Origin of the sequence: Pseudomonas sp. B21-021, from assembly GCF_024749205.1 — a bacterium.
Classification (GTDB): domain Bacteria; phylum Pseudomonadota; class Gammaproteobacteria; order Pseudomonadales; family Pseudomonadaceae; genus Aquipseudomonas; species Aquipseudomonas paraglycinae.
In genome coordinates this window covers 3,517,201-3,532,090 of record NZ_CP087192.1, presented here as the reverse complement: position 1 = coordinate 3,532,090, position 14,890 = coordinate 3,517,201, and the positions used below count along the sequence as shown (strand labels likewise).

Below are 14,890 nucleotides of genomic sequence, written 5' to 3'. Positions count from 1 at the left end.
CATGACTGAAGCATTCGATTCGGGCGCCTTTCTTTCGACCGTCAGCGGGCGCCCCGGCGTGTATCGCATGTTCGACAGCGATGCGCGTCTGCTGTACGTCGGCAAGGCCAAGAACCTCAAGAAGCGTCTGGCCAGCTATTTCCGCAAGACAGGCCTGGCACCCAAAACCGCGGCTCTGGTCGGGCGTATCGCCCAGGTCGAAACCACCATCACCTCCAATGAAACAGAGGCGTTGCTGCTCGAGCAAACCCTGATCAAGGAGTGGCGGCCGCCGTACAACATCCTATTGCGCGACGATAAATCCTATCCCTATGTCTTTTTGTCTGACGGGCAATTCCCGCGCCTGAGCATTCATCGCGGGGCTAAAAAGGCCAAGGGCAAGTATTTCGGTCCCTATCCGAGTGCCGGGGCGATTCGCGAAAGCCTCAGCCTTCTGCAGAAGACGTTCTTCGTGCGTCAGTGCGAGGACAGCTACTACAAGAACCGGACCCGGCCGTGCCTGCAATATCAGATCAAGCGTTGCAAGGCGCCCTGTGTCGGGCTGGTCGAGCCTGAGGTTTACGCCGAGGATGTGCGTCACTCGGTGATGTTCCTCGAAGGACGCAGCCATGCGTTGACCAATGAGCTGTCGACGGCGATGGAAGAGGCTGCAATCAACCTCGAATTCGAACGCGCCGCCGAACTGCGTGACCAGATTGCCTTGCTGCGTCGGGTACAGGATCAGCAGAGCATGGAAGGCGGAACGGGTGATATCGATGTGATCGCCGCGTTCGTCAATCCGGGCGGTGCGTGTGTGCACTTGATCAGCGTGCGGGGAGGGCGGGTGCTTGGCAGCAAGAATTTCTTCCCACAAGTCGGGATTGAAGAAGAAGTGGCCGAGGTCATGGCCGCTTTCCTCGGGCAATACTTCATCAGCAGCCCGGAACGCGACTTGCCGAGCGAACTGATCGTCAACGTCGTGCACGAAGACTTCCCTGCGCTGATCGAGGCCATTCAGGCGCTGCGCGGACGTGAGCTGACCATCAGCCATCGGGTACGCGGTACACGGGCGCGCTGGCAGCAACTGGCCGTAACCAATGCCGAACAGGCGCTGGGTGCGCGGCTGGCCAACCGTCAGCACGTTGCCGCACGTTTCGAAGCGCTGGCTGAAGTGTTGAACCTCGATGAGCCGCCACAACGGCTGGAATGCTATGACATCAGCCACTCCAGCGGTGAAGCCACGGTGGCTTCCTGCGTGGTGTTCGGCCCGGAAGGGGCGATCAAGTCGGATTACCGTCGTTACAACATCGAAGGCGTGACCGCCGGCGACGATTACGCCGCCATGCACCAGGCCCTCACCCGACGCTTCAGCAAGCTGAAGGAAGGCGAGGGCAAGTTGCCCGACATCCTGTTGGTGGACGGCGGCAAAGGGCAGCTGTCGATGGCGCGTGACGTGCTCAACGAACTGGCTGTTCCGGATCTGATCTTGCTGGGGGTCGCCAAGGGGGCCACGCGCAAGGCGGGATTCGAGACTTTGTATCTGAATGATGCGGCAAACGAGTTCACCTTGCGGGGTGATTCGCCGGCGCTGCATCTGATCCAGCAGATTCGTGACGAAGCCCACCGCTTTGCGATTACCGGCCACCGTGCACGGCGCGGCAAGACCCGCCGCACGTCGACGCTGGAAGGCGTTGCGGGCGTCGGGCCGACCCGGCGTCGGGACTTGTTGAAACATTTTGGTGGATTGCAGGAGCTGTCTCGTGCAAGCATCGAAGAGATCGCCAAAGCACCGGGGATCAGCAAAAAGCTAGCAGAGTCGATTTATGCAAACCTGCATAGTGAGTAGAATGCCCATTCACCTCGTAGCCAGTTGTGCCGATGAATATCCCTAATCTGATTACCGTTCTCCGCGTCCTGCTCATCCCGATCTTCATTCTGTTGTTCTATCTGCCTTACCAATGGAGCTATCTGGCCTCAAGTTCGGTATTCGCCTTTGCGGCGGCAACGGACTGGCTGGATGGCTACCTCGCGCGACGCCTGGAGCAAAGCACGCCGTTTGGTGCGTTTCTGGATCCTGTCGCTGACAAACTGATGGTCGCTGTTGCCCTGGTGTTGCTGGTGCAAGAGCATGGCAATCTTTGGCTCACTCTCCCGGCTGCTGTCATCATCGGTCGCGAGATCGTTGTCTCGGCATTGCGTGAGTGGATGGCCGAGCTCGGTGCGCGGGCCCATGTGGCCGTGTCGAATCTGGGCAAGTGGAAAACTGCTGCGCAGATGCTTGCACTGGTGATCCTGCTGGCCAATCCCAAGGTTTTCAGTTTCTGGGTTGTCATCGGTTACGCGTTGCTGATGGTGTCGGCAGGCCTGACCCTGTGGTCGATGGTTCAATACCTTCGCGCTGCCTGGCCACATCTGAAGACCGATGTTGAAAAGAAATAAAACTTTTTTGAATCAAAGGGTTGACGGGGCATCTGGAATCTATAGAATGCGCCACACAAAGCGGGAATAGCTCAGTTGGTAGAGCACGACCTTGCCAAGGTCGGGGTCGCGAGTTCGAGTCTCGTTTCCCGCTCCAAGTTTGTACAACGTTTGTTGTTGCGCTACTGACAGCAAATGTTTTGAGGCCGAGTAGCAAAATGGTTATGCAGCGGATTGCAAATCCGCCTACGCCGGTTCGATTCCGACCTCGGCCTCCACTATAAACAAGCTCCGTAGATCCATGATTTACGGAGCTTTTTTATTTGCGTTGCACTGAAAGATTTTGTCTTTGAAACGGCAACTGCAAACTTGCTTCACCGGGAAGTGATGTATATATTTCCCCCTCTGCCGCCGACGTACAGTTCCTGTCAGGACTGTGAATCGTCGTAAGAGCCAAGCAACACCGCGCTACCGCCCGAATGGCGAAACTGGTAGACGCATGGGACTTAAAATCCCCCGCTCGTAAGGGCGTGCCGGTTCGATTCCGGCTTCGGGCACCATCTTAAATCAAGGGTTTGCGAGCGAAAGCTGATGCAAACCCTTGTTTGTTTCCGGGCCGAAATTTTGACAGTGGTCCGCAATTCACTTCGTAGGCATGACTCTTTTGCCTTTGCGATTCCGAATGTACTGCTCGGTCATTACGACGGTGGTATGCCCAAGTTGATCTTTGCCCTGCATGATATCGCCGCTCGATTCCGCTTTGTCGGTACCGGCCTTGGCTCACAGATCACGCATTTGGAATTCGGCCTTTTCGACTCCAGCGGCCTCCCGGGCCACATCAAACCGCCTCTGCAACATCGCCTCCGTCATCGGAGTGCCATCCTCTGTCACGAACAGCCGCGTCGAGCGGACCTTGTGTCCTGCCTTCCTGGCCATGGTTCGATCAATCAAAACCTTCAGCTCGCCAATGACCTCGATTCGCCGTTTGGCTTTCGTTTTCCCCTGCAAAACCCAGATCTGGCCATCCCGGACGTCCCGTTCGTCCATCATTCGGGTGTCTGTGACCCTTTGACCGGTCAGGTAAGCCAGGTCCATCGCATCTTGTAACCCTGGGTCTGCTTTGTCGTAGGCCCGTTTGAACAGTTCGTCTTCGACGTAGGTGTCCCGGCCGGTTTCTTTGTTGCCCCTGATGCCTGAACATGGGTTGGCAAGCGAGGTATAGCCTTTGTCTCGGGCGTAGTTCCAGATCGCACTGAGCAGAGCTTTCTCACGGTTTGCGCGGATGGGTGCGGATTTCCGCCAGGTAAGGTACTGGCGTACGTGCAGGGGCTGGATTGTTTCCAGTGGCGCCGGCGGATCGTCGAAGAATGCCATCAGGTTCTTCAGCTCGCGTGCATTGTCTTTCTGGGTGCTTGCGGCCTTGGTGGGCACCACGTCGACCATGTACTTCTCTGCCACATAGCGGAACGTGACGACCTTGGCGACCAAGTCAACGTCTGTCCGATCCCGCTCCAGCTTGGCGTATTCCATGATTGCCAGGCCGTAAACGCTGCCAAGCGCGATCTCCTTGCGGTCCTTTCCGCCGGTGTTGTAGTAATAGTAGATGCGGCCGCTGGCTTTCTTGCGCTCTCTCACCCGAGCAATTGAGCCCGGCTTGCTAGGTCTTCGTCCCATCTCAACTCGCCTTTCTTGGCGTCCATACTGGTTTTTCAGCTTCGTAGCTTCCAACGGCGGTTACTGCCAACGTTGTCACCGCCGGCCAGCCATTGCGCTTGATCGAGTGCCGGATTCCGTTTTTCTTCAGGTTCAGGATCTGTCCTGCCTTGGTCCGCGCGCCGGTCAGCTCGCAAACTTCTTCGTGCGATAAAAATTGAATGTTCATGAGCTATCCATGCCGCGCGCGGCGGCAGAAGGTGGTTTTTCGGTAGTGATTTGCTGCTAGAGGAGTTCGGCGGGGACTTTGACCGTGGCGCCGCGCTTGGCAAAGACCACGGCGCGGAACACAGCGATGGTTCGGGTTTCGCCGGGCTGGCGGTTGAATGGATCACGGGCCATATCGGCCAACCAGGGTGACTGGTTCCCACGCTCGACTCAGACGCCGTAGTTCGCGATCAGATGCTCAGTGTCGGGCAGGGCGAAGAGGTCCAACTGGCCTGCCACGGGCTGCTGGTCCTCCTCGATCGCGTTGATGGCCCAGTCCAGCGCCGGTCCGGTCAGTTCCTTGATGCGGACGCTGACCAGACGGTTCATGGATGCCGGACTTTGTAGCAGTAGACGTAGGTGAACCAGGCGAGGGCAATCATGGCATCTGCTCTGAGGCTTCTGGAATATCCTCGAACTTGTAAGTCTTGATGACGCGCTCTTCGACGCCGGAGACCTTGATGAACCTGGCCTCTTCAACCTAGGGGGGGTAGGCATCTGGCTCGCCGTGCTTACCGCCGCCGCTCATCTCACAAAAAAGCGAGCGCACGGCCATCGGGCAGGATGAAGGACTTCACATCAACCTCGTAGTCGCGCTCCCAGCTGTAGTGGCACCAAGACGGCATTCCCGGGGCGGCTACTGCGCTGTAACGTACCTCGTTCACCGCGTCATTGTGCGAGCTCTCATCGTAAAGTCGTTCCAGATCCTCGCCGGGCATGGACGCCAAATCTTCAAGCGTAATTAGGCCATTCGGTGCGTCACGCAGGCTTTCGTACTTGTAGCCGAAAGCACCGATTCCGTGATGCATCGCCAGCAACTTGGCCATTTGGCTTGCAGTAAGCGTGTTCAGTGAGTGGTAAATTTTTGCATTGAGCACATGGGGTCCTTACCGCTATAGCGGCTATCAATGGAGGGGTATCGTTCAGTCCTCAAGAAAGGAGGTTGCGGATGGTCGTTCACGGGATTGAATATCGTTTCTGTCGGGCATCCAGCGTTGTCCACGGGCGCGATGGTCTCGCGTGGGAGTGCTGGCGCGGAAATGCCGGACCAGTGTTTGAAATCTTTCGAAACGATGGGTCGATGCGCTTTGAGGTGACACTGTTCGAGCAGGATGTACCTCTGGAGCTGCTGGAATTCGCTATCCCAATTGCTCGAGAGCAATTAGGCGATTTCGATCCGCTATAGCGGCTGACTTTGAAGGGGAGGGAATTTTTTCCGGGATTTATGCGAAGCTCTGGCCCGTTGCGAGCTTTCATCTAGCCAAACCGCTTCAGTGGAACTGAGCTTTACTAAGTTTTCTGATCGATGGGGGTTTTTATGATTAAAAACGTATCGAAGGTTTTAGCTGTGGGTGCTTTGTGCCTTAGTGTTTCTGCTTGCTCTACTGTTGACGGGCTTCAGCCAACTGACAGTGGAGTGACTGTTGAGGTACGTGATAAAACTTACAACGAGGTGTGGAAGGCGTCGGTGAGCGCTATGAGTTCCGGCTTGGCAATCGTCGAGTCAAACAAGAGTGCTGGCGTCATCAAATCCGAAGCACCTGCAGGAATGGCCACCTGGGGGGAGGTCATCGGTTTGTTTGTGACTCCTGTCTCGCCATCAGCAGACAGTTATTCAATTCGAATCGTTAGCAAGAAGCGTTCGACGTATCAAATTACTGGCCAGGACTGGGCGCCGTCTATCGCTGCTCGCATCAGGGCGGACCTAGACGCAGAGTAGTCACTCATCCTGCAATCTCCATCGATGCCAGATCATGGGCATTCACAACCTTCATGCCGAGTTCCTTTCCGATGTGCACTTCGAGGCTGGCACCGCGGGAGTCCTGCCAGCCGGGCAGCGTGGCAACGGTGTTGCATTCCATCAGCGCTTTAATATCGCGGCGCATGCACTCGCTCCAGGTGCCCGGGCCTGGGTTTAACTCGGCGGGGTTGATGACGCTGTGCCCGGCGACGCGTAGGCTGGCGGCCGTGGAATGGAACAGCGGGTAGTTCAGGTCCAGCATATTGGTCATGGGACCGCTGAGGTAGATGCGCTTCATGCTGCCTCCGTGTCGTGTCATGGGCAGCCATTGCCGGTGAAATCGAAACCCTCGCAAGGCGGCCCGAACGGCAGCACCTCTTTTGCCCTGGGCCAGCGCTTCAGCAGGTGATCCTTCGCCTCATCGGCGGAGCACTTGGTGCCGTCGGCGTGCTGGAACATTCCGCGGAGTTGGCGCTTGCTGAAGTCACGCAGCGCGCCGCGCACGCTTAAGTGAATGTGGAATGTGCGACCGCTGGGGCCGAACGGATCGACCGGTTTGTTTTCTGTGGGCATGTGGAGTCCTATGCCGGGGCATGCCCGGGCGGTGGAGGGTGGGCGAATTAATAGGTTCTTCACGGAATCCCGGGAAACACAGAAACAAGAACGCCGATTTGATTGATGATGTTCGTGCGAGCAAACACATCTAACAAACCGGCGTTCTTATGCGCGATATTAATACTTTCCTTCCTTTTTGGGAGGGCTTTTCTGTCGTCAACATCAAGCCCGATGGTGACGCCCTCCAGATCGATCTAACACCCCACGCCACCCGATTCCCTTCCTGTGGCGGCTGCCAAAAAACCTGTTCAACCACTCATGAGTATTGCGAGCGAGTCGTTCGTGATTTGCCCATTCTTGGCCGTGCGGTACGCCTCAACGTTTTGCTCAGGCGAGTTGGCTGCCGCGATTGTGGCAAACGCATGGAGGCCGTCAGTTGGCTGGATCGCTATGCGCGCATGACGCGCCGCCTGGCCGATGCGGTTATTCAGGCTTGCGAGCGCTTTCCTACCCTGCACGTGGCCCAAATGTTTGGCCTGCATTGGGACACGGTTAGATTGCTGGAGCGTCGCGCCTTGCAGGCGGTATTGAGCGAACTGCCGAAGGCGCAACCACGACGTTTGGTGATGGATGAATTCGCTGGGCACCGAGTACCGCCTGCGCCTGGAGATCGGCCTGGAAGCAATGGCTGCGTCATGCTCATGAAAGCGAAATTCCGGCCCTGATCCTTTTGCCAAACGGCTAAAAGGTTCTGGCGGGCCATCGTGAGTCGGGTTCGCTGGCCGATGCACACCGGTCAGTTGGAAGGAATAAACAATCGAATAAAGGTCATCAAGCGTATGGCGTACGGTTACCGGGATAGCGAATTCTTTTTCATGAAGATCAAGAGCGTCTTTCCCGGTAATCCGTGAAGAACCAAAAATAAGCCCATTGGCGACTTCCCTGGTCACGCTGACGCAGGGAAGTTGTTGCAATGGATCAGTCGTCAGATTTCGGCGACTCAATTGGGTGCAAACCTTTTATCAGCGCTCGAAGCGCCAACTGATGACCCGATGAGCCATCAGCGTACTCTCGATCAACAGGCAGCGCCTCGATAAGGTCCTGCGCGGCATTACTGATTTTCGTACGCTTTGACAGATCCAAACCAGCGAGGGCGGTTCCTATAAGGGTGATCGCGGCGAGGGTTCCTGTCTCGAATGAACTCAAAACTTTTTTTTCACTCATTTCATGCTCCTTGCGTTGTCCGCGCCGAAATTGGCGCAATCCCAGTCCTTGGGCTTGCAGGAAAAGGACTGGGATAGTCGCTATTGTTTTTTCTCACCCTCTATTGGGGGGGGCGGGGTTGGAACCTTCGTCGGCATTGGCTTTCTGTCAACTGTTGGAATCAAATGCTCAATGCCCACGCTTATTTCGCCGCGCTCAAATCGCTTCTGCAGTTCTTCCAGCTCTTTCGGTGTCATAGTGATGCTCCATTAATCTGTAAATTCAACCCATTGCACTTCTGAGTGGCTAATCATTATCGATTCTGTGCCTTCACACTCCTTGTATTCTTCGCCGACAATCCATCTAGGGCATTGGATCAAGTATTGACCTGAAGATTCTGAGGATGGGATTGCAGCGATATATCCCATTAGACGTCTGGAGTCCTTGAGTTGAAGTGTTATTGCGTTTCCTGCACGACTCCGAAATATATGGATTTGATCACTGTGTGACGCTTTTGATGTTATTTTTCTTTTTCTAGCAATGGAGTAGAAAAAGTCTTTGTTGCAAGCGTAAGCAAGGACTACTCCTGCGCATATTGAAATGGCTATAGAGTAAATAGTGTTGGTATGGTCTTCCCATTTTCCGAATGAGTAATAATCCCCAATCTTCAGTGATAAGAATTTTACTAATTGAACAGTAAGGTTGATAAGCGGGGTGCAAATTAGTGCCTGAATCACTCGCTCGAATTGAGACGGCTTAGGAACATCTGCTAACCAATAGAAAATGACAGTTGTCAGAAAGCCAGGTAACAACAATTGGAGAGTAGGCAGAAGGTCTTTAATTTCATCCATGGTTTTATTAAAGCAGTGATGCTTCATGTCCTCTTTTCTTTGTTGTTGGCATAAGGCTACTATGGCTGGATCCAATTCTGCCACTGGCATTTCATCCACGCTGGATGCCCGGACAGTGCCGCGCTACAGTGAACCCTTTCCCACAGGAGTGACCTGCATGAAGTTGATCTTAGGAGCGCTGGCGTTTGTGCTGATGAGGGGCGTTTTTTAAGGGCTTGAACAGTCTTAAAAGGCAGGCGAAGCAGGGCTACTCTTGGAGCGCTTCAGACTGTAGATCAAGAATCTTGAGTAGCATCTCGTCATGCTCTGCACGAGTTGCTCTGTAGAACATACACCGGTCCAGAAGGATTCTTTTCATGCTTCGGGCTGAGGCAAGGTGCTTGGGTTCGACAGAGATCGTTACAGTCTTGCCGCTCCGGCTATCGGTGACTTCTAAATTGTAACGTCTAATCAAACCGTCATCTCGTTTGGTGTGGCCAAGGTATTTGAAGATGAGGGAGGGGGCTGTCATACGGTTCCATATTTATTCATTGAAGGCCCAGCACTGCACTTAAAATTTTTTCTTATACGAATGAAGAACCTGCGGGCCGGGCTTCTGTTTAGCGGAGGCGACGATTGCGTCGTTTGATGCGACTACGATACTTCAGCATTTCGTCCACTCTTGTTGACGTCACCAGCCATGCGAATTCAAAAATTAGAAGCGGAATGCCTGTGAGTGAGGCGTAGAGAATTGCCAAAATGTAGCTCTTTTGTGTCACGGATGGAGCAAATCCGAAGCTCAACAGACATCCTGCTGCATTTAAAATGAACAGCGTCAGCATGGCGTAGCTCAGCGCGATCTCCCGGTTAATCTTTGCGCTGTCGAATCTAGCAGCCTTGATTCGTTTTAAGTCTTTCAGCTTCCGACCTCGGAAAAAGGATCGAATGCGGCCCTTTGCTCCGACGAGCATAGCGTGAACTGCACTTTGCGATGAGCGATACAAAAATTGAAGTAGAAACCCTACGAGCGCCGATACAGCACTGCTTATCCAAAACTGAGGGTTTGTTGTCCATTCTTCCATGAGGAATTCCGCTGTTTGTAGGGTTTTCAATTGGCGTTGGGGCAGGTTCGAATCGCCTGCGCGGTCAATGCTACAGTACGCGCCATTTCCACAGGAGTGACCTGCATGAAATTGATCGTAGGAGCGCTGGCGTTGGCGCTGTTGGCTGGATGTGCATCGTCAGCTATTCCGGTTAGCCAGGCTGATCCGGTACCGCGTGATGAGCTGTACGCGTTTCAAACCAAACCACCCGGAGAAAGCGGCAAGGTAATGGTCGTCCGGGACTCGGGAATGGTTGGATCTGGTTGTGACATCGTCGTGTATGTCGATGGTCGGAAGGCCGCGAAAATCGGCACCGGTCAGCGCGCTTCCTTTTATCTGCCGCCGGGTAATCCAAGTATTGGAGCAAGTCTCGCTGGTTCTGGGCTGTGTGGCGGAGCAGCCATTCGTACGATCTCTGCCAATGTGCAAAGCGGCAAAGAAAGCCTCTACAGAATCAGTGGAGACATGAGCGGCTATTTTCTCGTACCGCACGTCGATTATCAGTAAATGAATTCAAATCAGCCGCCTTCGGGCGGTTTTTTATGACTGGAGAAAGTCATGCAATCGAGCGTTGCTCGCTATCAGCCGACGACTACGATCAAGCTGTCCGGGTCTCTTGCGGCCAAGTTTGGCAGAGTTCATCGTCGAGTATTGGATTCTGGCCAGGCTTGGGAAGCGTTCCGAGCATTGAAGGCGACGCTTGAGGGATTCAAGGAGGAGATTCAGCGCCTTGATCGGCGGGGCATGCGCTTCGCCGTGTTTCGCAATCGAAAGAACGTTGGCGAAGCAGAATTTGGTTTGGGTGGCGCAACCGACATTCGTATTGTGCCGGTCATCCACGGAAGCAAGAAGGCTGGGTTGATTCAAACCATCATCGGTGCTGTTTTGATCGTTGCCGGTACGTTTCTTTCGACCACGCCATTTGGTGCGCCACTGATTGGCGCGGGTATCGGCCTTGTCGCCGGCGGCGTTATCCAAATGCTCAGCCCCCAAGCCTCAGGCCTGAAGCAAAGCGCATCCCCCGAAATCGCCCCGTCCCACGCCTTCGGCAGCGCTAACAACACCACGGCCAGCGGAAACCCGGTGCCGATCTGCATCGGCGATCGCCGATGGGGCGGGATGATCATCTCGGCCTCAATCCTGGCCGAAGACAAAGTGTAAGAAGGACAGTAGTACACCAACCGCCCGCGAGGCGGTTTTTTATGCCTGGAGGAAAGCATGGGAGCAGCGGAACAAATCGAAAATATCGGCGAGAAGGGCGGCGGCAGTAAGCCGAAATCACCGGTCGAAGCCAGCGACAGCCTGCGCTCGACCAACCTGGCCAAGCTGCTGATCGCCGTGGGCGAGGGCGAGTTTGACGGCGTTCCGACCGAATACGACATTTACCTGGACAACACGCCGATTCGTGATGCTAGCGGCAACTACAACTTTCCGGGCGTGAAGTCGGATTGGCGCCCGGGTTCGGTGAACCAGACCTACAGCACGCCACGATGTCGGCAGCCTGGTGGTCGGCAACGCACTGACTCAACACTCTGGCGGATTCTGGTGACAACACAAATATTGGCAGCATCATCAACACCGGTCGGCGCGGGCGTACTCCAAACGGCGCTGATGAGCTACAAGCTTTGTACGAGAAAGTGCTGAATATTCTCGTCTGATCATGCAGTCTTTGGCATGAACCCGACAACATGATAGTCGCTCCAACCTGCCTCACCTTTATCACTGGGTTTCGCACCTGGCTCAGCCACAAGCACATACCCCCAGGCTGAAGCGTCGATATCCGGCCGGTAAATTCTCAGTGCGAATTGGTCGAGGCCTGCCTCGTTCAGGATGATGCTGATTCCCCGATTATCGATCTTGATATTTGTATTGCCGATGCTGAATTCAGCAGGCGCTTGTTTGGCCCCGGCACCGAGCGCCGCGCCGATCCCTGCGATAGTAATTTCCCTTTTTGTAGGCATTTCCAACTCCATTGGTTATCGATTGCGGATCTCTTGTATAGCAGAGGATTAGCGTGTGTTCAGTTACATGAAGCTTTTAGGCGTCATCGCAATGATCGGTCTCGGCTTCCCACATCGGCTTGGGCCGCCTGCAGTTGTTTACGCAGTGCGTCACGGTCTTTGTTGGTCTCGGTGTTCATCTGGACCAGCTTGAATATCCGCCCTCTCTTCGCACAGCTGACGATTCAGTTCCTCGAATTCATTTTCGTAAAGCCTGAGTTGCTGACGGCATGTTTCGAGCGGCGTCGGGCAGCCGAGCCATTCGTCGGTGTCTTCTATAAAAAGGGGATCCACGGGGCCGTCTTGCTTTGAACTGTTTGGATATACAGTAATCGAGGTGCAATAGGTGGGCGAGGGTGAAGCGACGAGCTGTAGGATTTTTGATTGTGTTCGGTCGGCAGAACGCCGTGGGAGGGAGTATGCAAAATCGGCATGATGCCATTTGATGGATAGTCGTTTTCTAAACATTGGCAGTGCCGATTTCTGTAGAAAACTCCGGGCCGCAATTATTTTTCAGCATCTGAAAACATTGGGCCAAATGAGTATGGACTGGGAAGAATTGCGGCCCGGAAAACAGGCTCAAAGCCGCAGCCCGCCTGATTCTAACGTAGGACTTAAATCCCCCGCTCGTAAGGGCGTGCCGGTTCGATTCCGGCTTCGGGCACCATGAATATCAAACGCCTGCATGAGATACCTCATGCAGGCGTTTCTGTTTTTTCCGCAATGAAAAATTCCTTTCCGCCAATCATTTAGCGGTATCACCTGCTTTTCCTTTCGATTTCAGACGTGTTGTCAGGTCATTGCAATCGAAGTGAGCTAGTGTTTATTTCTCGCTAAACCTGACACAGGGCAATGATGATGAAGCGACTGCTAATGGGCGTTTTGCTGATATTTTCCGGCCTTGCTCAAGCAGGAATTCCACTGCTGAACGCGACATGCCCTGGAAATATCGAGGTCCACGCTGACAAGGGCGGCCCCATCTACATCAACGGTAAAGAAGGGAAACTGAAGAAATTCAACGAAAACGCCTTCGAAGCGAAAGGCGGCGGGGTGACCATCTCGCTGACGATCATGTCCGACGGCTCACCTGATGTCTCGTATACGGGCAAGAACAAAGCCAATGGGGTTTGCCAAGTGAAGAAAACGAAGTAATCCGGGTGTTCCATTAACCGGGCTTTGATCGCCCGGGCGTTGAGTGAACAGAAAAAAGGCCGATTCGATCTTGATTCTGTTCACTTAAGGGGAGAAGCCTTATGGTTCACTGGAGACCGTGTCTTTGAAATCTTCAGCGTCCTTGGCCTCGAAGGCCTTGGGTGGTGATAACGCTCCAATACCTCCCTTAACTCTGATAATCGTTGAGTCTGCCTTGACCTTCATAGCGGACTTCACGCGCCTCCCGGTGCGTCGGGAGCGTCAGGTTTCGTGTCCTGGCCTGCGGAGAGACTTTCATGCGCACCAAGCGGTCGTGCTGGCTGTAACGGGTCACCTCCTCACTATTCGTGCTTGTTTTTGGCCGGGATCAGCCAATGGCGGTGAATGGTGGCCTGACTGGAAAGGTTTACCGCCGACGCCACCCATTCAACGGGGATGTTTTGGGTGAAGGTGCTCAGGTCACAGAAGTAAAAAAAGTCGCCAAGTTCGAGCAATTCCTGTTGAACAGACATAAAAAATCCGAAGACAGAGATCTGGCAACGGGTTTTCGGGGAAGCCCTGCTGAGACTCGAATGCTTAAGTGAACAGCATTAGCCCAACGGCGGCCTTTATTCGAACATTACAGATGGTATAGTTCCGCGCCTATAGACCAAGGATCACCAGGTGTGAACAGCTCAACTATTGAAAGAAAAAGATGGACTTCTGTACAGATAATGCGTGGTCTGGCAGCGTTATTGGTCGCGGCCTACCATTTTGAGGATCAACTATTGGCCGTTCTAGGGATTGCCGCTCCCGGCCCATTGAGCTGGTTCGGTTTTTTTGGAGTAGATCTGTTCTTCGTTACAAGCGGGTTTGTACTCTGGCCTATGATCGCCAAAGAAAAATTAACATCTACTGACAGAGTTGGTTTTTTACTTGGTAGAACTGCCCGAATTTATATTCCATATTTAGCTGTGGTGTTTGTTATTTTATTTTTTGGACTTGGTAGCGGAAATGCCGATGTTGCAAAATCCATAATGCTCTACCCGCAGCGGATTTCAACGCAGCTATTGCCGGTAGCCTGGACTCTGGTATATGAGGTTTTGTTTTATTGGCTGGCGTTTGCGCTCATGTTTATTTATTCCAGTCGTAAAAGGTATTGCGCGCTAAGCATTGTTGTAGGGCTATTTGTATTGAAGGCAGTTGTAGTAATCAGCTCCGGGGCAGCGACTTTCTACGATTACAATGCCTTCATGGCGGACGTGTCTTGGAATCGTTGGGTAGATGGTCTATTGCCTGGCTACCTCACATCACTATGGTTCGTCGAATTTTTCTGCGGTGTCACATTGGCCTATTTGTTGTCATTAGGATGGGAATCGCGATTGGCAAAAATGTCAATTGTACTATGGATGGCCGCGGCCCTTGTTCTTTCGTTGGCAATCTATCTTTCGATTAATGTCTATGGGGTCTCTATGACCCGTGGAGACATGTTTTTACCTAGGATAATTTTGTTTGGTGGTGCTGCGGTGTTGATCTTTGCGGCAGCGATCGGCACGGAAATCAAGGATGTTGACTTGGGTATTTCAGAAAAAATAACTCGGGTTTTCGTTTGGCTGGGAGATGGGTCGTACTCGATTTATTTGATTCATACGGTAGCATTCGGCATAGCCTACGGAAATGGTCTTCGAACATGGTGCTCAAGTAATGGTTTTTCCGGATCGATTGTATTTGTTGGTTATTTCTTTCTGGTAATTATTGTTTCCGGTGCCATAGGAAACTATGTTGAGTTACCTGTTCACAGGAAAATAATGTTGGCGATAAGGAGAAAATCCTTTTTTCGGGTGGCTACCTATTAGTAGATGTTGATTATTCAAACCGCCTAAGCGCGGCTAATGAGATGTCACCCTGGCACCCTGCGAGGGCTGCGCGTTCGCAGGGTGTTTTTATTCCGGAGGCGTTCATCATAAATCCGCAGCCGCAACAGGGTTGGGCGTATGACGGGACAGATTT

Annotated in this window: 17 protein-coding genes, 3 tRNA genes and 4 pseudogenes; 13 read left to right on the top strand and 11 right to left on the bottom strand. The window is 53.5% G+C overall.

Annotation, left to right across the window (positions count from 1 at the left end; genetic code table 11):
- Position 1: 1 nt before the first annotated feature.
- From uvrC to LOY31_RS15740, 5 genes are all read left to right on the top strand, one after another.
- Positions 2-1,825: an excinuclease ABC subunit UvrC gene (gene uvrC, locus LOY31_RS15760; RefSeq protein ID WP_085603310.1), complete on the top strand. Its 1,824-nt coding sequence runs from the start codon at positions 2-4 to the stop codon at positions 1,823-1,825.
- A gap of 32 nt (positions 1,826-1,857) precedes the next feature.
- Positions 1,858-2,418 carry a CDP-diacylglycerol--glycerol-3-phosphate 3-phosphatidyltransferase gene (gene pgsA, locus LOY31_RS15755; protein ID WP_007958898.1) on the top strand — a complete coding sequence of 187 codons (561 nt, stop codon included), beginning with the start codon at positions 1,858-1,860 and terminating at the stop codon, positions 2,416-2,418.
- 60 nt (positions 2,419-2,478) lie between these two features.
- Positions 2,479-2,554, top strand: a tRNA-Gly gene (locus LOY31_RS15750).
- 47 nt (positions 2,555-2,601) lie between these two features.
- Positions 2,602-2,675 (top strand) — tRNA-Cys (locus LOY31_RS15745).
- 195 nt (positions 2,676-2,870) lie between these two features.
- Positions 2,871-2,957 (top strand) — tRNA-Leu (locus LOY31_RS15740).
- A gap of 82 nt (positions 2,958-3,039) precedes the next feature.
- Here LOY31_RS15740 and xerC read toward each other — a convergent pair.
- The 4 genes and pseudogenes from xerC to LOY31_RS15720 all read right to left on the bottom strand — a co-directional run bounded on the left by xerC (position 3,040) and on the right by LOY31_RS15720 (position 5,195).
- A pseudogene (gene xerC, locus LOY31_RS15735) lies at positions 3,040-4,071 on the bottom strand (tyrosine recombinase XerC).
- Between the two features lies 1 nt (position 4,072).
- Positions 4,073-4,279, bottom strand: a complete 207-nt coding sequence (locus LOY31_RS15730; protein ID WP_221535036.1) for a DUF4224 domain-containing protein — start codon at positions 4,277-4,279, stop codon at positions 4,073-4,075.
- 209 nt (positions 4,280-4,488) lie between these two features.
- Positions 4,489-4,647: a hypothetical protein gene (locus tag LOY31_RS15725; protein ID WP_258711813.1), complete on the bottom strand. Its 159-nt coding sequence runs from the start codon at positions 4,645-4,647 to the stop codon at positions 4,489-4,491.
- Between the two features lie 200 nt (positions 4,648-4,847).
- Entirely contained in the window at positions 4,848-5,195 is a 348-nt protein-coding gene (locus LOY31_RS15720) for a hypothetical protein (RefSeq protein WP_221535035.1), read from the bottom strand.
- Between the two features lie 440 nt (positions 5,196-5,635).
- On the opposite strand from LOY31_RS15720, the gene LOY31_RS15715 reads away from it, so the two are divergent.
- Complete coding sequence (locus LOY31_RS15715; protein ID WP_258711812.1) at positions 5,636-6,037, top strand: hypothetical protein; 402 nt, start codon at positions 5,636-5,638, stop codon at positions 6,035-6,037.
- A gap of 4 nt (positions 6,038-6,041) precedes the next feature.
- On the opposite strand, the gene LOY31_RS15710 is transcribed toward LOY31_RS15715, so the two are convergent.
- Positions 6,042-6,356: a DUF4406 domain-containing protein gene (locus LOY31_RS15710; RefSeq protein ID WP_221535032.1), complete on the bottom strand. Its 315-nt coding sequence runs from the start codon at positions 6,354-6,356 to the stop codon at positions 6,042-6,044.
- A gap of 17 nt (positions 6,357-6,373) precedes the next feature.
- The gene (locus tag LOY31_RS15705) at positions 6,374-6,631 is read right to left on the bottom strand and encodes a hypothetical protein (protein WP_258711811.1); all 258 of its coding nucleotides are present in this window, start codon (positions 6,629-6,631) and stop codon (positions 6,374-6,376) included.
- A 149-nt stretch (positions 6,632-6,780) separates the two neighbouring features.
- Between LOY31_RS15705 and LOY31_RS15700 the strand changes: the two genes are divergently transcribed.
- Together LOY31_RS15700 and LOY31_RS15695 are read left to right on the top strand one after the other, a co-directional pair.
- Positions 6,781-7,338, top strand: coding sequence for a helix-turn-helix domain-containing protein (locus LOY31_RS15700; protein WP_258711810.1), 558 nt, complete (start codon positions 6,781-6,783; stop codon positions 7,336-7,338).
- 15 nt (positions 7,339-7,353) lie between these two features.
- A pseudogene (locus tag LOY31_RS15695) lies at positions 7,354-7,524 on the top strand (transposase); the annotation flags it as partial.
- Positions 7,525-7,591: 67 nt separating this feature from the next.
- On the opposite strand, the gene LOY31_RS15690 reads toward LOY31_RS15695, so the two are convergent.
- From LOY31_RS15690 to LOY31_RS15680, 3 genes are all read right to left on the bottom strand, one after another.
- A complete protein-coding gene (locus LOY31_RS15690; RefSeq protein WP_221535031.1) occupies positions 7,592-7,837 on the bottom strand; it encodes a hypothetical protein in 246 nt (81 codons plus the stop codon).
- Positions 7,838-8,085: 248 nt separating this feature from the next.
- Positions 8,086-8,757 carry a DUF6338 family protein gene (locus tag LOY31_RS15685; protein ID WP_258713610.1) on the bottom strand — a complete coding sequence of 224 codons (672 nt, stop codon included), beginning with the start codon at positions 8,755-8,757 and terminating at the stop codon, positions 8,086-8,088.
- A gap of 509 nt (positions 8,758-9,266) precedes the next feature.
- Positions 9,267-9,728, bottom strand: coding sequence for a hypothetical protein (locus LOY31_RS15680; protein WP_221535029.1), 462 nt, complete (start codon positions 9,726-9,728; stop codon positions 9,267-9,269).
- Between the two features lie 105 nt (positions 9,729-9,833).
- On the opposite strand from LOY31_RS15680, the gene LOY31_RS15675 reads away from it, so the two are divergent.
- The 3 genes and pseudogenes from LOY31_RS15675 to LOY31_RS15665 form a co-directional block, all read left to right on the top strand.
- Positions 9,834-10,256, top strand: a complete 423-nt coding sequence (locus LOY31_RS15675) for a hypothetical protein (RefSeq protein ID WP_221535028.1) — start codon at positions 9,834-9,836, stop codon at positions 10,254-10,256.
- 51 nt (positions 10,257-10,307) lie between these two features.
- Positions 10,308-10,910, top strand: a complete 603-nt coding sequence (locus LOY31_RS15670; RefSeq protein WP_221535027.1) for a tail assembly protein — start codon at positions 10,308-10,310, stop codon at positions 10,908-10,910.
- Positions 10,911-10,967: 57 nt separating this feature from the next.
- Positions 10,968-11,228 (top strand): annotated as a pseudogene (locus LOY31_RS15665) (hypothetical protein); the annotation flags it as partial.
- A gap of 179 nt (positions 11,229-11,407) precedes the next feature.
- On the opposite strand, the gene LOY31_RS15660 reads toward LOY31_RS15665, so the two are convergent.
- The gene (locus LOY31_RS15660; protein ID WP_221535026.1) at positions 11,408-11,710 is read right to left on the bottom strand and encodes a hypothetical protein; all 303 of its coding nucleotides are present in this window, start codon (positions 11,708-11,710) and stop codon (positions 11,408-11,410) included.
- 897 nt (positions 11,711-12,607) lie between these two features.
- Here LOY31_RS15660 and LOY31_RS15655 point away from each other — a divergent pair.
- Entirely contained in the window at positions 12,608-12,901 is a 294-nt protein-coding gene (locus LOY31_RS15655; RefSeq protein WP_085605137.1) for a hypothetical protein, read from the top strand.
- A 368-nt stretch (positions 12,902-13,269) separates the two neighbouring features.
- Here the strand turns inward: LOY31_RS15655 and LOY31_RS15650 are convergent.
- Positions 13,270-13,413 (bottom strand): annotated as a pseudogene (locus LOY31_RS15650) (IS4 family transposase); the annotation flags it as partial.
- Positions 13,414-13,566: 153 nt separating this feature from the next.
- On the opposite strand from LOY31_RS15650, the gene LOY31_RS15645 reads away from it, so the two are divergent.
- Complete coding sequence (locus LOY31_RS15645) at positions 13,567-14,736, top strand: acyltransferase (RefSeq protein WP_139834455.1); 1,170 nt, start codon at positions 13,567-13,569, stop codon at positions 14,734-14,736.
- Positions 14,737-14,890 lie beyond the last annotated feature (154 nt).